Genomic DNA, 20,452 nt, shown 5'->3' with positions numbered 1-20,452 from the left:
GATGTAGAGGGAAGCATTTCCTTCGAGGAAAAGGCAAAAAAAGTAAAAGTTAACGTGAATAACCGGTATAAATTCTGTTGCTGGCTTTTTGTTCAAAAGTTGTTTAGTTGGCCACGGCACTCACCGAACCCCCACTTCCGCCTCCGCTAAAGCTGCCGCTAAGCGTGTAATTATAAGTGCCAGGCGCCAATACTGTAATTAAGCTCGATAAACTGTCATTGGCGGGGGCCGTAACGCTATAGTTCATGCCATCTATGTTGATGTTGGTTGTGGTTCCCCCGCTACCGCCAAAAGCGCCTAAAACAACGGTAACATCGTCGCACAGCACCTCGATGATACCGCTAGTAGAGGGAAATGAGCTGGAAACACTCCCACCGCCCGAAAAAGTGGCCGAAGCTGTCTTGGTTATCGTAACCGTTGCAGTGTCCTGACCGCCGTTGCCATCATCAACGGTATATTCAAAAGTGGCGGTAGTACAGCTGTCATCCGAAAAATAGCGTAAATCGTCTCCTTGTTGACTTACCGTACCAACATTCGGAGTTGTGAAACTAAAAATGGTTAGCGCATCATTATTCGGGTCGGTATCATTACCGAGCACGTTAATGACCACATTTGAGTTGCTGGCAACCGTAGCGGAATCATCTATAGCGTCGGGCACGCCGTTAGTTACGCAGACCGGGGTGATTTCGTTGGTGAACAAGTCACCGGAGACATTTTCATCAGCATCCGAATTGGAGGTATTGGAGTTTAGGATAACCCTATAATAGCCATCTGAAATATCCGGGCTGCCGGTTACGAGATATACATTATCGACTGGAAGAACCTGAGCAATAGAAATATTCAGCTTTGGAGTTCCTGTAGATAGGTCATTGCAGAAGTTGGCGGTCGCCGTTGCAAGTGTATTGCCGAGATAATCAAAACGGTGATAGCGATACGGATGGATGACGGAAATGGTGGCCGTATCGAATTGTGCGGGATTGTCTTGTGACGTGGCGGTAATCGTAGCGTTGCCAACGGCAAGAGCCGTCACCATTCCTGAGGCATTCACCGTTGCGACCGTAGGGTTGTCCGATGTCCAATTCACACCTTGGTTTGTTGCGTTGGTGGGAGAGATGACCGCAGTGAGCGTGCCCGTATTGCCCTCGACCAAAGAGAGATCTGCTTGGGTGATGTCGATGCCAGTTACATCTACTGTTTCCATGGTTACCGAAATCGCTGCCGTATCGAAAAGTGTGTTGTTCTCTTGGGATGTTGCCGTAATGATGGCGTTTCCTTGTGTTACTGCAGTCACCGTTCCGGAAGCGTTTACTGTCGCAACGGCTGGATTGTTCGAAACCCAATCAACACCTTGGTTCGTCGCATTGCTAGGCGAGATGACAGCAGTGAGTGTACCAGTATCGCCTTCAATCAAAGAAAGTCCTGTTTGCGTGATATCGATGCCAGTAACGTTTACTGTTTCGGTGGTCACTGAAATCGCTGCCGTATCAAAAAGGGTGTTGTTCTCTTGGGATGTTGCCGTAATGATGGCGTTTCCTTGTGCGATGGCGGTGACCGTTCCGGAGGCGTCCACTGTCGCAACGGCTGGATTGTTCGAAACCCAATCAATACCTTGGTTTGTTGCATTGGTGGGATTAATTACCGCCATCAGAGCTCCGGTGGCACCTTCGGTCAACGACAAGCTCTCCTCGGTTATGGAAATCCCGGTTACTGCAATCTCAGAACCATTGGGGTCTTGAACAACATTGACCACACGTGTGGCACTAGTGCTATTTCCATCGGTATCCGCTACCGAATAGATGACCTGATAACTATCTTCAACACTCGTATCCACATTGGAGACGGTCGTGATTTGATCCGTAATATTTCCGTCTACATTATCCATGGCGGTCGCACCTTCATCCATATAGGGCTGACCTATAAATACTTGTGTGGGGTTGGTACCTGAAATGGATAGTACTGGAGGTTCCATATCTATTATTTCCTCGACTACTTCTATGGTTACCGAACTGGTCAGTTCTTGGCCATTGCTATCCCTCAAACGGAAAATCAATTCGATATTTCCTAGTACATCAGGCGTAAATTCGAGCGCAAAGTTTCCTGGAACAATTGTCGTGAATTCTGTGGGAAATTCGGCATCGGCGGTTGGGAAGCCTGTTAGCGTTCCATCACCCAATGACTGTTGGTAGTTGCATTCAAAGGTACCGTTGATAGCATCGGTTTGGTTCTCTAAAATAAGGTTAATATCAACGGTTGTTCCTAATTCCATTTGGGTGATCGGACTTTCGGCACGCCATAATAATGGAATATCGGTAATATTGAATACAAGACGAACCTCTTTGGTAAAACCGTAACTATCTTCTACGGTAATGGCAATGGTATGACTACCTTCTTCGGTTCCGATAAATTCAAGGGCCGCAGATAGGGCATCAAAACCAATTTTATCACCTGAGTTAAGCGTATTTCCCTCGCTATCCATCAAAACACCTTGGCCATCAAACGATTCAAGCCGATAGGTATAGCCAACATCCGCTATTATTTCCTCTGGAATCACCGTTAGATTTACAGACAAGGGCGTATTAACAAAACCGTCGGCAAGGTATTGCTCGGATACTTCGAACTCCACTTCGGTATATAGCCCCACACTTTTGGTACAGGCGATCGCTAGCATCGCTATGCACGAAAAAACCAGGAGTATTTTCAAGTATTTGGGCATTATAGAACACGGATAAGACCTTACCACTTGAGATGGCAAGGATTCAACAGGTGTCTATAACGTAAATAAGCTGCTTTCTAGTACCCTACTTTAAATAATTATTTGTGCAATGTTGGAAGTCTAGGGAAACGCTCCCCATTCTTGGTAAAACTGCTCTAAGAATTCGAGCATAAACCGATGGCGTTCTTCTGCGAGTCTTTTTCCCGATTCGGTATTGAACTTTTTTTTGAGCAAAAGCAACTTTTCGTAAAAATGATTGATGGTCGGCGATGCCGATTTTTTATATTCCTCCTTGCTCATATGAAGGTTGGGTTTGATTTCGGGATTGTAGAGTTCCCTATTTTTAAAGCCACCGTAATTAAAGGCTCTGGCAATGCCAATGGCCCCAATGGCATCTAGACGATCGGCATCCTGAACCACTTGGAGTTCTAATGGCTGTACTTTATCAATGCCTTTCTCAAGGCTGTTTTTAAAGGAGATGTTTTCGATGATATAGACCACTTGTTCGATAAGGGCTTGGTCTACTCCAAGAGCGGTCAAAAAATCTGTTGCTATCTTTGGGCCCTTGGTTTCATCGCCATCGTGAAATTTAGCATCGGCGATATCGTGCAAAAGTGCTCCCAAAGCGACGACCAAATCATTTACCTTTTCCGTAGCAGCTATTTTACGACTATTTACAAGTACTCGGTGTATGTGAAACCAGTCGTGCCCGCCTTCAGCTCCTTTCAATGTTCGCTTGACAAAAACAATAGTCTTCGAGATGATTTCTTCCTGTGTCATTTGAATTCCGTTATCCCTGAAACTACGACTTTTTCAACCACGGCCATCGCTTGCTCTGGGTCTGGGTTGGTAGTAATTGGCGCATGCACGTCGAAGGTTAGCCGATTGCCTATTCCGTAAGGGAACTTTCCGTAGCGTAACATTTTCCAAGAGTTGTTGATACTGACGGGAACGAGTAGCGCCGAGGGCGCCCTTTTGATTAAGATTCGAAGTCCGTTGGTTTTGAATTCTTTTGGACGGCCGTCCCTACTCCGTGTTCCTTCTGGAAAAATAACTGCGCTTCTATTATATTTTTCGATATACTTTCCCAATTTCCCGATTTCGGCGATGGCTTGTTTGCTATCCTTTCTGTCGATCAATACCGAACCACCATGGCGTAAGTTATAGGATACACTAGGAATACCTCTCCCGAGTTCTTTTTTGCTTACGAATTTTGGATGGTGCTTGCGCATAAACCAGATTATGGGGGAAATATCGTGAAGGCTTTGGTGGTTGGGAACGATGATCAAGGGTTTGTCCGTAGGTAGATTTTCTACATTCTTAAAGGAGTAAGTCGTCCCGAGAAGATGGGAACAGCGTAGCAAGCAAAGGTTCATGATGGCCACGATTTTTTTGTGCGCACTATAACCAAATAGATTAAAGGCCAACCATTGTAGTGGGTGAAAAACCAAGAGCGTAGCCCCGAAGAAAATCAGGTAGATTACGCTTAAAGGATAGGCCAATAGTTTTCGCATGGCACAAAAATAAGACTTAGGACAAAATTGACGTAAGACTTAGGACTAAAAAAACCGCTCAAGTAGAGCGGTTTTACGGATATTTCTGATTCCTCACCTGAAAGAGTTCGGACTTTTGCTACTAACAGAACTCGTCATATGCACCTACCAAGTTCTCGGCGATCAGTTCGGCCGGTCTTCCCTCGATATGGTGGCGTTCTATCATATGCACCAGTTCCCCATCTTTGAATAAGGCCATACTTGGCGAGGAAGGAGGAAAGGGAACCATCAAATTTCTGGCGGCATCGACAGCCTCGGTATCAACACCCGCAAAAACAGTAACGGCATGGTCGGGTTTTTTTGCGTGTTGCAAGCTCATTTTAGCCGCTGGGCGGGCATTGGCCGCGGCACAACCACAAACGGAATTCACGACTACAAGTGTAGTTCCTTCTTTCCCTATCGCTTTTTCGACCGCATCGGCCGTATATAATTCTTCAAACCCGGCATTGGCCAAGTCGTCTCTCATAGGTTTTACTAATTCTGCGGGATACATAACTCTTCTTGTTTTAAATTTCAGGATGTAAAGATACCAAATTTGTCGTGTATATTAGGAAACCTAACAAAAGTAGACCTACCCATATGTAACTTTTGAGACCATTGGGAGTCTAATCGGTTGCTGTAGGAGCTCACCCTTCGAGTGCGGGAAATAGGCGTGCGATTTTACCCTAAAAACCTATCTTTGAAAAAATTGAGAATACGATGATAAAATGGATTGCGGCCATTGCCGGATATTACTTATTTAGATACCCTGGTGCCATTATAGGATTTCTTCTTGGAAGCTTGATCGATAGTTCCTCTAATAAAGGAGGTGGGCCAAAATCCGTTTTCCGGGATATGACCCGACAAAGCGTTTCACCGGCCGATTTCGAATTGAATTTGCTGTCGTTGTGTTCTCTGGTCATCAAGGCCGATGGCAAGGTCAGCCAGACCGAGATGGATTATGTACGCCAGTATTTTGTGAGTACCTACGGCAAGGAAAAAGCCAATGCCATCTTTCGCACTTTTAACGAGGTCAACAAAAAACATGAAATTTCGGCCCAGCGTATCTGTGCCTATTTGAACCAACGCACCCGTTACGAGGTACGGCTTCAGTTACTTCATTTTTTATTCGGTATCGCCCAGGCAGACGGACAAGTTACCAATGCCGAAATCAGCAAAATTCAAGAAATCGCTGGGTACATGCGAATCACCGCACGAGACTTCGAAAGTATTAAAGCCATGTTCGTCAAGGCCGCCGATAATGCCTACAAAATTTTGGAAATCGCGAAAACAGCTACGGACGATGAGGTCAAAAAAGCGTACCGTACCATGGCTAAAAAGTACCATCCCGACCGTGTGAATACCCAGGACGAGGCTATAAAAAAAGGAGCCGAGGAAAAGTTCAAGCAAGTACAAATGGCGTATGAAACGGTTCAGGCGGAACGTGGACTTTGAACCAGAAGAGTAGGCAGTTGGCAGTGCCAGTGGGCAGTTTGTTTGTTGAAATGGAATCAATTGCTATGGCAACTGCCAATTAAAAATTGAACTTGTATTTACGCTTCTAATTAAATTTGATTGTTAGGCGGTTCTATACATATAGTCTTAAGCTTAAACTGCATTTACCCTTTCTCGCGAATACGTTTGTAAAGTTTTATTCCCAGCATTAGGAGAATGCCGAGGACTACTATCCCAACGACACCGAAAATCCAGTTTAGGGCACTTTTTAGGATGACAAGAAATATAACGGCAAAAAGAATGAGTGTCGCACCTTCGTTCCAAATACGCATGTAGTTGCTGGTGTACTTTATCTCATTCCGTTGTAGCTGTTTATAGATCAAATGGTTTTTGATATGGTAGGCAAAAAGTAAAACTACGAACCCCAGTTTAACTTGCATCCAGGGTTGGTAGAGCAATCCTGGGTTCAGGTGCAACATCCAAAAAGCAAAAAAAGTACAAAGGATCGCAGACGGCCATGTGATGATATTCCACAATCGTTTGGTCATCAACTGCAATTGGGTAGTCAGTATTTCCCTTTCGGGCGACGATTTCCGGGCCGCTTCGATATGGTAGATAAACAGTCTTGGAATATAAAATAGTCCCGCAAACCAAGTAACTACAAAGATAAGGTGAAGGGATTTTATGTAGTTGTAGTACTCGCTCACGTTCGGGTTTCAAGTTTCTGGTTCAAAGTTACCCAAACCTGAAACTTGAAACAAGAAACTTCATATTCGAATTGCCCCTATACCTATATCCCAAAGTTTTTTATTAAAGGCGGGAATCGAAGTATTCAGGAATTCGTTCGCCTTAGCTTCCAAGATTTTCCATTGGGCATCGAGTTCTATCTTCCGGTCTTTGGAGGATTGGTTTACCCGAGGGATGGCACTGTTGGTAGCATCGATAAGGAACAGGTATTCGGCGGTGAATTTGTTGGGGAAGTTCTCAACATCGTCATAGGCCTGCGATTTGCGTTGGATCATTTCCTTGTCCCAAGCATCCAGGTGCTCCAGCAAGGCATTGCCCTCCGACTTCGTCGAGGCATCGGCAACATCCTTTAGGACCTCTTTTAGCTGCTGCTGAACGTTGTAGAGCGAATTCAAGGTGGTGTGCATTTGAGTGAGGTTTTCTTCCAGTTCCGTCATAAAGGTATGGTGCTCGGCATATTGTTCCGGAGTTGTCGAATAGGTCGGTATCGCGACGATTTTACCTTCGGTAGACACGACCTCGGAACCCGAATTTAGCTGTATGGTATAGGTGCCTGGAGGAACGATATGACCACTAAAACGAGATTCGATATAGGTATTGGGAACACCGGGTAGAATTGGGGTTTTCATATCCCATACAAAACGATTAAGACCTGTTTTTTTAGATAAAGTCGGTGCGGGAGGTGGGCCACCGCCATTGTGCTTTTTATAGGTGTTGTCCTTTTTGGAAGAAAAACTACGGATATTTTTTCCGCTCGCATCCAAAATGTCCATGGTGATTTCGGTGGAATCGTTCAATTTCGGGAGTTCGTAGTACGAGACCATCCCATTTGCCGGATTTACGCCTTCCAAGGTATTCGTTCCTTTGAAGTCATCCGTATTCCCGCTCATCGGACTGCGCCATGAACCGTTCAAGGCGTCATTCGGGCTATAGAGTTTCAATCCCTTGTCGGATGTTTCATATTGGGCCAGAAGCGTTAGACCATCCAGAATCCAAAAGGCCCTGCCCGAGGTAGCCACAATGAGATCGCCGCGATGTATTTTAAGATCGGTAATGGGTGTTTTGGGAAGGTTGAGTTGAAAGGGCTTCCAACTGCTACCACCGTCCCAGGAGAGGTACAGTCCTTTTTCGGTTCCGGCATAAAGCAGGTCTTTTCGTGTAGGGTCTTCCCGTACGACACGTGTAAAAGCACCCTTGGGAATACCGGTATTAGTGCGTGTCCATGTGGTACCATAGTCGGTACTTTTATAGAGCGCAGGCGTATGGTCATTGAATTTGTATTTCGTGGTCGCAATATAAACGGTTCCCTTGTCATGGGGGGAAACTTCAATGGCGTTCACCAGCGATTCCCCAAGATTTTTTGGAGTGATATTTTGCCAACTTTCGCCATTGTCCTTGGTAATATGTACATAGCCGTCATCACTTCCGGTATAAAAAATGCCCGCTTCATGTGGGGACTCCACGACATAGGCCAAAGTGCCATAGTTCTCCGCACCGACCGCCTCATTGGTGTACGGCCCGCCACCGTTGCCCTGCTTGGCGTCGATATCTCGGGTAAGATCTGGTGACATTTCTTCCCAGCTAAGGCCCATATCCCGTGTTCGCAATAGGAGTTGCGCCCCGTGGTAGAAGGTATTCGGTTCGTGCTGGGAGCGTAGGGTAGGGGCATTCCAATTGTACAGATATTTCATGTTACGCGCTTCACGTCCCAAATACTGTATGGGCGCGGCCATAACTTCGGTCGAGGCTTTGGAGTGGGTGTCGAGTACCTCGATCGTACCCAGATAACTGCCGCCCATCACATATCTAGGGTTGTCGGGATCGAACGCTAAAAAGGCACTCTCCCCACCGGCCGACGGACTAAAATCTGATATCGAAATTCCACTTCTTCCGGTAGACATGCTAGCGATCATGGCCGAGGAATAATCCTGTTGTCCACCATAGATATTATACGGGAATAGATTATCCGTATTGATGCGATAAAACTGCCCCGTTGGCATATTTTCTTGTGAAGACCATGTTTTTCCGAAATCGAAGGTCACCGCAGCGCCACCATCATTGGCAATGACCATGTTCAAGGAATTTTTCGGATTGATCCATAAATCATGATAATCGCCATGGGTACCGGTAATACGCTCCCAATTTTTACCACCGTCCAAGGAACGTAGGGCCGGGGCGCTCAAGACATATACGATATCTTCATCGTTGGGGTCTGTGAACACTTCGATATAATACCAAGCACGTTGTACCAATCTATTATCGCCACTGACCATGTTCCAACTCTTTCCGGCATTCTCGGAAACAAAGAGTCCGCCCTTGTCCTGATTGCTATCGCTTTCGATCAAGGCATATACCTTGTTCGAATTCGCCGGACTCACCGAAATCGCCATCTTTCCCTTTTCCTCGGGCAGGCCTTCCGTCATTTCCGTCCAAGTTTCCCCGGCGTCGGTCGATTTATAGAGTCCGCTGCCTTCTCCTCCACTAACGACCATATTCGGTTTGCGCTGATGTTCCCACATGGCGGCATACATGATTTCAGGAAAATTGGCATCCATGGAAAGCTCGGCACAACCCGTTAAATCGTTTACAAAAAGGGTATTCTTCCAGGTTTTCCCACCGTCAACGGATTTATAAATGCCACGCTCGGTATTCGGACCATACAATTGCCCTTGCGCCGCCACATACACAATGTCCGGATTGGTCGGGTGGATGACGATTCTTGAAATGTGCTGTGTCTCCGTGAGTCCCATATGTTTCCAGGTTGCACCGGCATCCGTCGATTTATAGACGCCGTCTCCGTAGGACGTCATCACCCCACGGGGCGCATGCTCGCCCATTCCCACATAAACGATATTGGTGTTATAACTCGAAACGGCCACTGCACCAACGGAGCCCATTTCAAAGAAACCATCGGAAATGTTGTTCCAGCGTTGTCCGGCATCCTCCGTTTTCCATAGGCCGCCGCCGGTGGTACCCATATAATAGGTCATGGGATCACCGATGACCCCTGAAGCCGAAACCGAGCGCCCGCCTCGAAACGGACCGATGTTTCTGAATTTTAAAGGGGTGAAGTACTCTTCCGCGGTTTGGGCGAAGGTGATTGTCGCGGTTAGGAGGGTTAGCAATAGCGTGAGGTTGTTTTTCATTTGAATACGATTGTTATTTATTGTCAAAGTTCTCTTTTATTTCCATCAATACAGATTGAAGATTATCAAAGACCATCTTATTTTCGAAGCGAATTACTTTGTAATCTAGATTTTCTAAATATTGGGTTCTTTTTAGGTCTTTCTCTAGCGCAGTAGTATTAAAATGGACTTCACCATCTAGTTCAATTATCAATCGCTCTGAAGAACAAAAGAAGTCTACGATGCAATTTCCAATGCTATGTTGTCTTCTGAATTTTCTGCCTTCCAGTTTGCTTTTCGATAATTGCATCCATAGAAAGGCCTCCGCTGACGTACCGTTGTTTCTTAACGCTTTCCGGTATGCTTTTAAATTCTTCTTATTGTGCATAAGGCTCTAAATAGCACTACTTAATAGTTTCCCTCCTTTTTCAAGGAGGGGTGGATTCTTGTTCCGACATAGACGGAACAAGAAGACGGGGTGGTAAAGGTAAAGACCTCGGGTATTTTCCTAATAGTTCAGGTAATGGCGCTGAAGTTCGGGCTTTACCACCCCTTTCTCCGCCATCTGGCGGATTCATTCCCCTCCTTGAAAAAGGAGGGGAGCATTTGTATCTCTAGCCAAAAAATGAATAACTACTATATAATCTATTTTACCTACTCCTCCACAAACAAATAATTTAACTGCAAAGCGTTGAATTCCTTGTTGAATTCCCCGATTTCCTTTGATATCATAGCGTCGAAGGTGTCTAATTGTGTGTTGATTTTCCCCGTCAATTCATTTTTTACAGCTATATCTTGATCCGTCGGTGGAAAGTCGTCCAATGCAACAAGACTATTCAGGTGCCCAAGCTTGTTGGTCAACCGGATCGGGAAGTTCAAGGGGTCTTGGTTGCTGCGGTTTTTGGTTTGGTACAAGGCCTTTTCGACCTCCCCGAATTTCTCTTTCATGGTTTTGGCCTTTTCGACCAAATAGGTGGTTTGCGGGTTGTCTTTGTACTGTTTGCTAAAAGCATCCAACTGACTGGTGATATTTCGTATTTTTTTGATGGATTGATGCGCCTTATCAATGGTGGTATTGATATCCGTCACAAAATCATATTGCTTTTGCATATCCGCTACCGAGGCTTCCGCCCTTGGGTCGGGAATGATGTTGAAGGTTTGGGAAGTGGAGTTGCCGTTGACGTTCAAATGTACCTTATACTGCCCGGGCACGGCTTTGGCACCATCGAAACTGGCCCACCAAAAAATCATGCCTTTCAGCTTTTCCGCGCCTTTGCCACGGGTATCCCAGACATGGGTATTGCCCCCCTTTTCTACTTTAAGCTCCTTCGCTCTGCTTTCACTAGCGGACTCCCCCTTTTTCACATGGTTGTTGAATGTGGCAAGGGTATCACCGGCCATGTTCGTATAAGTGAGGTGGATGCTATCCTTTTCCGACAGATTCTTTAAATAGAAATGTGTCATCACCCCGTTCGGATGGTTCTCCCCTTCCGTTTTGGAAGGTTCGGTGCTGGAACGGCCTTTGGTGCGTAAGGCGTCTTTCGGTTGATATAAAATGGAAGAAGCTGTTTTTTTGGCATCATCCAACTGATGCAACACACTTAGGTCATCAATAATCCATAAACTTCTCCCTTGTGTGGCGACGATCAAATTGTCTTCTTTGATGGCCAAATCGGTAATGGGCACGATGGGAAGGTTCAGCTGAAACGGACTCCAATTCGCTCCATCATCAAAGGAGATATACATTCCCGTTTCGGTTCCGGCGTAGAGCAAGCCCTTTCGTTTCGGATCTTCGCGGACCACACGGGTAAAATGCTCCTCATTGATGCCGTTCGTTATTTTCGACCACGTTTTTCCGTAGTTGGTGGTTTTATAGAGGTAGGGCTGAAAATCGCCCAGTTTATATTTGGTGCCAGCAACGTAGCAAGTGCCTTCGTCAAAAGCAGAAGGTTCGATGCTGTTGATCATCATCCATGCTGGCATTCCGCTCGGGGTCACATTCTCCCAATTCGCGCCACCATCTCGGGAGACATGTATCAGGCCATCATCACTGCCTACCCAAAGTAGCCCTTCCTTTATCGGACTCTCGTTCGCCGCAAAAATGGTACAGTAATATTCCACACCGGTATTGTCTTGGGTAATCGGTCCGCCGCTGGACACCAATTTGGCAGGGTCGTTTCGGGTCAGGTCGTCGCTTAACAGTTCCCAACTTTGGCCTTCATTGGTGCTCATGTGCACGTGCTGCGAAAAGGTGTATAATTTTTTAGGATCATGCTTGCTGAACATGATGGGAAAATTCCATTGAAAACGATATTTCATGCCCTCGGCACCATAACCCATGGGGTTATCGGGCCATACATTGATACCGCGAACCGTATTGGTTTCGTGATTGACACGGGTAAGGAAACCGCCATAACTTCCGCCATATACGATATCGTTATTGGTGGGGTCTACCGCAATATGTGCGGACTCGCCCCCGGCGGTCGGCTCCCAATCATCTTCTGAAATGCTGCTGCCATCACTACGATGGTTGACACGAAGCGTAGAATTATCTTGCTGGGCCACGTAAATACGGTAAGGATTGGCGTTATCCGTCGTTACCCGATAATATTGTGCGGTCGGTTGGTTGTAATAGGTGCTCCAGGTCTCTCCCCCGTCATAGGAAATCTGTGCGCCACCATCGTCGCCGATGATCATGCGTTGGGCATTTTCGGGGGAAATCCATAGATCGTGGTGGTCGCCATGGGGCGCGTTAAAGGTGTTAAAGGTTTTTCCGCCATCGGTACTCTTATGGTAGCGTACGTTCAGCACATACACCACATCTTCATCCTCGGTATCGGCATAAACACGCGTATAATACCAGGCCCGTTGGCGTAGCTTGCGCTCATCATTTACCATTGTCCATTTCTTGCCCCCATCTTCGGAACGGTAGAGACCGCCTTTTTCCTTATTCTCGACGATCGCCCATACCCGCTCCGAATTTTTGGGTGAGACCGTTACCCCGATAATTCCCAAGGTATCTTTGGGAAATCCCTCGTTTTTGGAAATCTCAGTCCACGTTTCACCACTGTCTACACTCTTCCAGAGGGCAGAACCGGCACCACCACTGCTCAAGCTATAGGGCGTACGTTTGGCACGCCAGGTACTAGCGTATAAAATACGGGGGTTATTGGGGTCTAGGATCAGATCAACGGCACCCGATTGGTCGTTTACGAACAGGGTCTTGCGCCAAGTGTTCCCCCCATCGGTACTTTTGTAGATGCCTCGGTCTTGGGTTGGTTTATAGATGTTACCGAGTACGGCTGCGTAGACGATATCGGCATTGGTGGGGTGAATGCGAATTCGCGGTACATGGCGGCTATTTTTTAAACCCGCCGAGGTCCAGGTCTTGCCCGCATCCTCGGTTTTCCAAATACCATAACCAGAGGACACATTGCCCCGTAGCGTTTTTTCGCCCCCGCCTACGTAAATGATGTTCTTATCGCTTTTTGCCACTTCCACGGCGCCGATACTCCCCCCGAAATAGCCATCGGAAATATTCTCCCAGGTACGGCCACCGTCTTCGGTTTTCCATACCCCACCTCCCGTAGCCCCAAAGTAAAAAAGATTCAGTTCGCCCGGTACGCCGGTTACCGCAGCCGATCGGCCTCCGCGATGCGGCCCTATGGAACGATATTCCAGGCTTGAGTAGAGTTCTTCTGAGAAGGCTGTTTTTACAGGGATTGTTTTTTTGCGTCTTTGTGCTTCCGTTGTTAAGGGTAATATAAATAGATAAGCGATGATTAAACCTAATAGGTTGCGGTGAAGTTTCATTTTCAAGTGGATTAATTAGTCTCTCTAAATGTAATGAAAAAGCGGGAATCTAAATTCTGACATAATCATAATCCTTAAGAAAGCAATAACTTTGTATAATGGGCTCTTATATTATTCAAAAAGTCATTCAATTAAGAATTAATGGAAAAGGATTGCTCACCTTTCTGTTCATTTGGGCTTTAATCTATGGTTGTAAATCCGTTTTTAAATATAAACCGCTAGTAGTATATGAGTATTCAGATACAGATGGGAAGACATTGGGGGATTATTGGATTTATGATAAGGTGCGCTATGGCCAATATGACTATTTACTTTTTTTCTGCGCCTATCATGATACTATTGGGGTGCCAAAGAGAATATTAGACGCCAAGGTCAGAATCCCCAAGCAATTGGACGGCACTTTTGCCAATAAAAGTTTTACAGTATCCTCTACCAAAATTGGAACTCTAGATTTTGTTTCCGTAAATTCTAGAGGGGAATTCTTCGAATATACTTTTCTCAAAGGAGTGGATTCGTTAGAACGTCTAGAAATAATGGATCTTGTTGCAAACGATACGATTATTTTTTCAATAGGTGAAAACGATTACCTATTTAAAAGTACCCAGACAGAGGAATTTGAACTGGATTGAATGTGATATCCTACCTATGACACCGATTCCCAAACCCTTGACACCCCGTTTCGTGGGAAAAGCTTAAATTAATATCCGTCAAAGAAAACGTATACCCATGAACTATTCCAGAAGAGACATCTTGCAGCTTGGGGGCCTTGCCGGATTGGGTTTCGCGACCCTACCGGCGTTCTTCTCCTTTTCGCCCCAAGATGAAATGGGGCAAAGAACTATTTATAGCTCAGGGGAAAAATTGCCAATGGTCGGTCTTGGTACATGGCAAACTTTCGATATCGGGGATTCCAAACAAGAATTGGAAATTCGAAAACAGCTCTTGGCCGAAATGCATAAACTAGGTGGAACGGTAATCGACTCCTCCCCAATGTACGGTACTTCCGAAGCCGTAGTGGGTCGTGCGGCCGGGCAACTCGCTAACCAGGATCGATTTTTTTACGCCACCAAAGTATGGACTGCCGGTAAACAAGCGGGTATCGACCAAATGGAATCTTCCTTTGAAAAAATGCAACGAAAGACCATGGATTTGATGCAAATACATAATCTCGTTGATTGGAAAACCCATGTAAAAACATTGCGCGCCTGGAAAGAAAAAGGCAAAATACGGTATTGGGGACTGACGCACTATGTAGATTCGTCCCACCCGACCTTGGAAGACATCATCCAATCGGACCAACCGGATTTTGTACAGTTCAATTATTCCATACGTTCGCGAAATGCCGAAAAATCCCTTTTCGATACCTGTCAAAAACACGATGTTTCGGTTATCGTCAATCAGCCTTACGAAGGGGGCGACCTTTTCAGTAAGGTCAAAGGGAAAGCTTTGCCCGATTGGGCGGCAGCTTATGACATCTCAAGTTGGGGACAGTATTTCCTGAAATTTATCCTTTCCAATGAGCGGGTGACCTGTGTGATTCCCGGTACATCGAGTTTAAAACATCTTAGGGATAATATGGGAGCCGGTTTTGGGCCTTTGCCGGATGCTGCCGGAAGGGAAAAAATGGCGGATCATTTGCAATCGATTTAATGTATTATTCTGGGGGGAAATCGCTTGCTCCCGCCAGACGGGCAGGCCCACCTGACTGACGGACAGGTTCAGAAGTTCTCCCTGTAAAGGGGAGGCGTTCGCCAACTGGCGGACGGAGGGGTCTCTGGGTGGGAGTAAGGCAAGGGGAAAAAGGAAGGCAGCCGAAAAAAATCTTAATTATTCTTTGCTAAACTTGAGATTTTTAACCCTGCCTGTAGAGACCTTTAGCCCCTGAACGGTATTATCCCCGTCTCGGGTAAATACGATAGTATTGCCCCCGGCTTTATAAACATCCGCCTTTATAAGCGTTAACGGGATATCGGAACTTCTTGGGTGCGTGGCTATCAGTTTCCCTTCGTTTTCGATCAAGGTATACGTCGTACTCAATTCTTCACTGGTATAGGGCCCAAGAAAGGGAGTAAGGTCTACTTTTGAAGCATCTACCGGAGTGTATGCATCCAATGTGCCCAGTATATTATCACCTTCGGAGACGATCATCCGGGCTTGGCCATCTTCAGAACTAAAAGCTACGGTAACTTCATTTGGTAGGTTTCGCATCCTAAAGGTACTCTCGGTCAAAGGTGCCAATTCGGTGACGTTCCCATTGCCACGGTCGTACTGTAAACGACCATCTTTTAAATATATCCTTCTGGAATACAGGTCTTTTGCATCCCAATAGTGGCCCTCAAAGGCCTGTAGTGCCGTCTCGCTCAAGGAAATCGTTTTTACCTCTTTTTGATCAGGCTGCGACCGTTGTTCTTCGACAAACGCATCTTTCAAGTACAGATCGACTACCTGCATTCCCAAGGCATAAGGGTTGGAAGCCCCGGAATTGGATACTACCGAAACCGCCAAACCCTGATCGGGAAAACGGGTCAGATAGGAACGATAGCCGGCATCTCCCCCGCTGTGCTGTATTTGCTGCAATCCTTTGTACGGGGTTACGAACTGGCCATAAGCCCCATTAAAAGTTTTCCCATTGTTCAGTACGGCCAAGGTATTCATCTGTTCGATCAAATCGGCACTACCCACTTTTGGTTCCTTGAAATTCATGGCCCACAGACTCAGATCCTCGACGGTGGTGAATAAACTGGTGGCACCGACATTGGCATAGCTTAAAACGCTTTTTTGAAAGCCGTAGATCATGGGATTGTACGAATACGCCCTGTTCTTTACGATTTTGGTATGGTCGTCATAAAATTGTGAATTGGTCATTTGCAAGGGCGTAAATATCCGTTCCTGGGTAAAAACGGCAAAGGATTTCCCCGAAACCCTGGCCACAACCTCTGCCAATAACGTATAGCCCGTATTGCAGTACATGAATTGTTCGCCGGGGGTAAAATTCAGCTCCTTTTGTCTGGACACCATTTTTAAGATATGCTCTTTGGTGATGACATCGTCCCAGCGCCAGCCGGCTAAATTTAGAAGGTCCCATTGATCGCGCATCCCACTGGTATGCGCTGCCAGATGGCGTAAAGTAATTTCCTGACCAAAGTCGGGTACTTCTTCTATGTACTTTTGAATGGGATCGTCAAAAGACAGTTTTCCTTCTTCGGCGAGCAGCAAGAGCGCAAAAACCGTAAACTGTTTCGATACCGATGCCACATGAAATATGGTCTTCGGCGTTACAGGAATGTCATATTCCAAATTGGCACTCCCATAGCCTTTTTTAAAAACGATTTCGCCATTTTGCACCACGGCGACCGCTGCGCCAGGTTTGTTGGGATGATCAAACGCTTTAAAAATGGTATCGATGGATTTTTCTATGGATGTATCATTCATCACATCTTGACAGCTTGCAGTGAATAAGGCCATAAAAAAGAAAGCCACCGTCAGCGGTAGTGGTTTTGCGAACATTTTCATTTGATTACGATTTTAGGAGGGGAAACTGCTCAGGAAGATATTAAATAATTTTAAAGGTGTCGTCTTTTGGTATGTGAATCACCTACGATAGTATACATCCGAAAACCTTTATGCCGTTGGTGGATCGTAGCTTGATTTGTGAGACACGGTTTTGCTTTACGGATTTCAAAAGCACTTTAATCCTCAATTTTTATTTTAAACCACAAACCATTTATCCTTTATCTCTTCTCTCTATTCTCTTCTCTTTGTTCTAAACACAATCAGCTATTGGCAGCCTATATGAGGGAAGCCTTGCATGTAAGTAATGTGTAAAAATCACGACCAAACCGCAAGTTTAAAAACGAGAACATGCAAAAAGATAAAATTACCGTTGATATCGTTTCCGATGTGGCCTGCCCTTGGTGTTATATTGGCAAACGTCGCCTGGAAGCCGCTTTGGCCGAGTGGAAGGGCGCGCCAGTTGAGGTTAGTTGGCACCCTTTCCAATTGGACCCGACGATTCCTAAAAGCGGGTTCGACAGGGATACCTACCTCATCAATAAATTTGGGGATTTGGAACGTACCAGGGAAATGACCGAGCGTATTACCGATGTAGGATTGGATTTGGGGCTTGATTTCAATTTCGGGAAGAACTGGATGGCCGTGAACACCTTACCCTTGCACCAATTGCTACATGTGGCCGGGGAAGAAGATTTTAAAGACAAGTTGAAAGAGCGCTTTCTATATGCCTACTTTACCGAGAATCTACATTTAAATGACCCCGTTGTACTGAACAAGCTCATGTCCGAGTTCGGCTGGGACGCCGAAAAGACCCAAGAAATCATCGCGAATGACGACATCGCCTATGCGGTAAAGCAGGAAATCGGTCATTACCAACAACTTGGTGTTTCCGGGGTTCCGTTTTTTATCATCAATAACAAATACGGTATCAGTGGGGCGCAGCCGAGCAGTGTTTTTCTAGAAGCTTTTCAAGAGGTAGCCCCGATAAATGGCGTCGCAGAAGCGGACAGTTGTGGGCCTGATGGCGAAAATTGTTAGGAATTAGGCGAAAGAAACAAGATGACTTTGTAGGGTGGGCGACGCACGAATCTCGACATTGAATGACGAAAGAATGAGTACCAAAGTTGGATATCCTTTGGATTAAAATTTTATTTCGATAAAAACGGCACCGAGCATCCAACCTTCCCGCACCAGTCCCCTACTAATAATATTTACGTATCTTGAAAACCAACTCAAAAACCCGACTATGAAAGTCCGATTTACGCTTGCCTTTTCCCTTGTTTGCCTGATGTTTTTTTACACCGGCGCACTTACCGCGCAGTACGAGTTTGTTTATGGCGATCCGCTACCCGATGCCCCCGAACTTTCGGCACGTGGTGAACATACGGTTGGGGTGCGCACTATAAATCTGGTACATAAGGACCAGGTGGATATTTTGAATTCCAAAGGAGGGAAAGATGCGATGTATGACCGTCCGCTTACCGTTGAAATTTGGTATCCTGCCGATGTCCCCGCCGGTACGGAAGTTTCTGTCAACTATGAGGAAGTGATGGGTACTCGAGGCGATACCTTACGACCTTTAGTTCCCTTTAGCTTTAAAGGTAGGGCGTTACGCGATGCCACACCGAAGTCCGGTACCGCGTTTCCGTTGATCGTGGTCTCCCATGGTTATGTGGGATCCCGATATCTGATGACCTATTTGACTGAAAATCTGGCTTCTAAAGGCTATGTGGTCGTTTCCATCGACCATACCGACTCCACTTTTAAAGATGCCAATGCCTTTCCAAGTACGTTGCTCAATCGTGCCAAGGATATTAAATTCGTAATCAACGAAATGGCCCGTTTGGGAGGCTCGGATTCCAAAGACCAACTAGCAGGTTTGGTAGATGATGAAAACACCGGAATAGTGGGTTATTCGATGGGGGGTTATGGGGTGCTCAATGTGGGTGGTGCAGGATACAGTGATGGCGCTGCGGCTTTCTTCGGACAAATGACAGGAGGTAGCACGGCCATTGCCTCATTGGCGGCAAGTAATCCCGAATATCAAAATTCAATCGATCCCCGTATCAAAGCCGTAGTCGCCTTTGCTCCTTGGGGAATGGCACGAGGCGTTTGGGATGCGGAAGGCTTAAAAGGATTAAAGAAGCCCACCTTATTTATCGCGGGTAGCCAAGACGATATTTCCGGTTATGAAGACGGTATCAAAGCGATTTATAAAGGGGCTGTCAACGCAGACCGATACTTACTTACCTATAAAAACGCACGGCACAATGTAGCGCCGAATCCTCCACCAGTAGAGTCACTAGCACCTGGACTCCATATTGACGAATACTATCGTTATGCCGATTCTACGTGGGACCAGCGCAAAATCAATAATATAAATCAACATTTTGTTACTGCCTTTCTGGGCACACACTTAAAAGGAGATGACAACTCAGAGTACTTGACCATTCCCGAAAATTCCAATGAAAAAGACTGGCCCGGCTTTAAACCGCGCTCCTCAACGGGCATGGAGTTGCTGAAAGCGGATGGGTTGGAATAATTAAACCGCTGTTTGTTCGTTTCATATATTCCACGACACCTTACCTATCATGAAAAATAGTATTGTTTACGTTCTTGCTTTTGTCTTTCTTATTTGCCTAGGATCCTGTAAGGAAAAGGCAAAACAAACCGCCCAGTCCGAAGGACGAGACAGTACTTTGGTAGCCCAGGAGAATCAAGACACCGCCCTAGGGGACCTTTATGTAATGGTCCCAAACGGCCTCAGCCTACGCGCAGACAATGCCCTTGATAGCGAAAAACTGGCCGTAATGCCCTTTAGAAGTCGTGTAGTGTTGTTGCAAGAAGCGGCGGACACCTCTTTAGAGGTAGAGCATATCAAAGGAGGAATGCATATGGTACGATACAAAGGGCAAACAGGTTATGCCTTTAGCGGTTTCCTATCCCATCTTCCAATGCCCGAAGAAGAGGAAGAAGGTAACGAAGTCTATATCGCAAAACTCAAAGAAAACTATTCCGAGGTGACCTTTGTGAGTAAACCAAACGACCCTGATTTTCACGAGGGTACGACCGATACGTTTACGCTGCCGGCGACGAGTTGGCACGAGGCATTTTACATAGTGGCTGCCATGTATGAGTTGCCAGAGACTCTGGCATTTCCTAATCCCTCCGGTCCCGAGCTAGAGACTTTTGAAGATCCCGACAAACCACAGGAAGTCTGGGATAGTTTTTTGACGGTGAACCGGGAAAATAATGCGCTCAAAAAAATCGAATACTACTACCGTGCCGAAGGATTTGGGTATGGGGTCGATATCCAACGCAAATCGGAAAATTTGTTTCAAATCGAATACTTGGGCTTCGTGGATTGATTCCACCGGAGTTTGGGAGAGGGTGAAGTTATTATGGGGATGGTTTTGAATTCGATGCCCCTATGCTGTTATAGAATATTCAAACACCAAACACCAAACACCAAGCATCGCGCATCCGGCATCAAGCACAAAACATAGAGCATCTCACCTCAAGTTCTTTCACCATATTTGATAAAAAAACTACCT

15 protein-coding genes are annotated in these 20,452 nt (G+C 46.0%); 6 read left to right on the top strand and 9 right to left on the bottom strand.

Features of this window, described 5'->3' with window-relative positions:
* Positions 1 to 103: 103 nt before the first annotated feature.
* The 4 genes from FGM00_RS16115 to FGM00_RS16100 form a co-directional block, all read right to left on the bottom strand.
* Complete coding sequence (locus FGM00_RS16115; RefSeq protein ID WP_175416251.1) at positions 104 to 2,701, bottom strand: Ig-like domain-containing protein; 2,598 nt, start codon at positions 2,699 to 2,701, stop codon at positions 104 to 106.
* 132 nt (positions 2,702 to 2,833) lie between these two features.
* Positions 2,834 to 3,493, bottom strand: a complete 660-nt coding sequence (locus FGM00_RS16110) for an HD domain-containing protein (protein ID WP_138853894.1) — start codon at positions 3,491 to 3,493, stop codon at positions 2,834 to 2,836.
* Positions 3,490 to 4,227 (bottom strand): lysophospholipid acyltransferase family protein, encoded by a 738-nt coding sequence (locus tag FGM00_RS16105; RefSeq protein WP_138853893.1) that lies wholly within the window; start codon positions 4,225 to 4,227, stop codon positions 3,490 to 3,492. Before FGM00_RS16105 ends, FGM00_RS16110 begins: the two co-directional genes overlap by 4 nt.
* A gap of 121 nt (positions 4,228 to 4,348) precedes the next feature.
* Positions 4,349 to 4,759, bottom strand: coding sequence for a BrxA/BrxB family bacilliredoxin (locus tag FGM00_RS16100; protein ID WP_138853892.1), 411 nt, complete (start codon positions 4,757 to 4,759; stop codon positions 4,349 to 4,351).
* Between the two features lie 206 nt (positions 4,760 to 4,965).
* Here FGM00_RS16100 and FGM00_RS16095 point away from each other — a divergent pair, with 206 nt between their 5' ends.
* Positions 4,966 to 5,700 (top strand): tellurite resistance TerB family protein, encoded by a 735-nt coding sequence (locus FGM00_RS16095; protein WP_138853891.1) that lies wholly within the window; start codon positions 4,966 to 4,968, stop codon positions 5,698 to 5,700.
* Between the two features lie 164 nt (positions 5,701 to 5,864).
* On the opposite strand, the gene FGM00_RS16090 is transcribed toward FGM00_RS16095, so the two are convergent.
* The 4 genes from FGM00_RS16090 to FGM00_RS16075 all read right to left on the bottom strand — a co-directional run bounded on the left by FGM00_RS16090 (position 5,865) and on the right by FGM00_RS16075 (position 13,385).
* The gene (locus FGM00_RS16090) at positions 5,865 to 6,407 is read right to left on the bottom strand and encodes a CopD family protein (protein WP_138853890.1); all 543 of its coding nucleotides are present in this window, start codon (positions 6,405 to 6,407) and stop codon (positions 5,865 to 5,867) included.
* A 60-nt stretch (positions 6,408 to 6,467) separates the two neighbouring features.
* Positions 6,468 to 9,593, bottom strand: coding sequence for a VPS10 domain-containing protein (locus tag FGM00_RS16085; RefSeq protein ID WP_138853889.1), 3,126 nt, complete (start codon positions 9,591 to 9,593; stop codon positions 6,468 to 6,470).
* A gap of 13 nt (positions 9,594 to 9,606) precedes the next feature.
* Positions 9,607 to 9,960: an endonuclease domain-containing protein gene (locus FGM00_RS16080; protein ID WP_138853888.1), complete on the bottom strand. Its 354-nt coding sequence runs from the start codon at positions 9,958 to 9,960 to the stop codon at positions 9,607 to 9,609.
* A gap of 266 nt (positions 9,961 to 10,226) precedes the next feature.
* Positions 10,227 to 13,385 (bottom strand): WD40/YVTN/BNR-like repeat-containing protein, encoded by a 3,159-nt coding sequence (locus FGM00_RS16075; protein WP_138853887.1) that lies wholly within the window; start codon positions 13,383 to 13,385, stop codon positions 10,227 to 10,229.
* Positions 13,386 to 13,483: 98 nt separating this feature from the next.
* Here FGM00_RS16075 and FGM00_RS16070 point away from each other — a divergent pair, with 98 nt between their 5' ends.
* Both FGM00_RS16070 and FGM00_RS16065 read left to right on the top strand, forming a co-directional pair.
* Positions 13,484 to 14,014: a hypothetical protein gene (locus FGM00_RS16070; RefSeq protein WP_138853886.1), complete on the top strand. Its 531-nt coding sequence runs from the start codon at positions 13,484 to 13,486 to the stop codon at positions 14,012 to 14,014.
* A 97-nt stretch (positions 14,015 to 14,111) separates the two neighbouring features.
* Entirely contained in the window at positions 14,112 to 15,035 is a 924-nt protein-coding gene (locus FGM00_RS16065) for an aldo/keto reductase (protein ID WP_138853885.1), read from the top strand.
* A gap of 177 nt (positions 15,036 to 15,212) precedes the next feature.
* Here FGM00_RS16065 and FGM00_RS16060 read toward each other — a convergent pair whose 3' ends face one another.
* Entirely contained in the window at positions 15,213 to 16,898 is a 1,686-nt protein-coding gene (locus FGM00_RS16060) for a serine hydrolase domain-containing protein (protein WP_138853884.1), read from the bottom strand.
* Between the two features lie 348 nt (positions 16,899 to 17,246).
* On the opposite strand from FGM00_RS16060, the gene FGM00_RS16055 reads away from it, so the two are divergent.
* The 3 genes from FGM00_RS16055 (at position 17,247) to FGM00_RS16045 (ending at position 20,266) form a co-directional block, all read left to right on the top strand.
* Entirely contained in the window at positions 17,247 to 17,936 is a 690-nt protein-coding gene (locus FGM00_RS16055; protein ID WP_138853883.1) for a DsbA family oxidoreductase, read from the top strand.
* A 208-nt stretch (positions 17,937 to 18,144) separates the two neighbouring features.
* On the top strand, positions 18,145 to 19,440 hold the full coding sequence (locus FGM00_RS16050; RefSeq protein WP_138853882.1) for an alpha/beta hydrolase family protein: 1,296 nt from the start codon (positions 18,145 to 18,147) through the stop codon (positions 19,438 to 19,440).
* A 49-nt stretch (positions 19,441 to 19,489) separates the two neighbouring features.
* Positions 19,490 to 20,266: an SH3 domain-containing protein gene (locus FGM00_RS16045; protein WP_138853881.1), complete on the top strand. Its 777-nt coding sequence runs from the start codon at positions 19,490 to 19,492 to the stop codon at positions 20,264 to 20,266.
* Positions 20,267 to 20,452: the final 186 nt, after the last annotated feature.

It is taken from the genome of Aggregatimonas sangjinii, assembly GCF_005943945.1.
GTDB classification, from domain to species: domain Bacteria; phylum Bacteroidota; class Bacteroidia; order Flavobacteriales; family Flavobacteriaceae; genus Pelagihabitans; species Pelagihabitans sangjinii.
The sequence above is the reverse complement of the archived record's forward strand: the minus strand, read 5'-3'. Positions and strand labels throughout refer to the sequence as shown.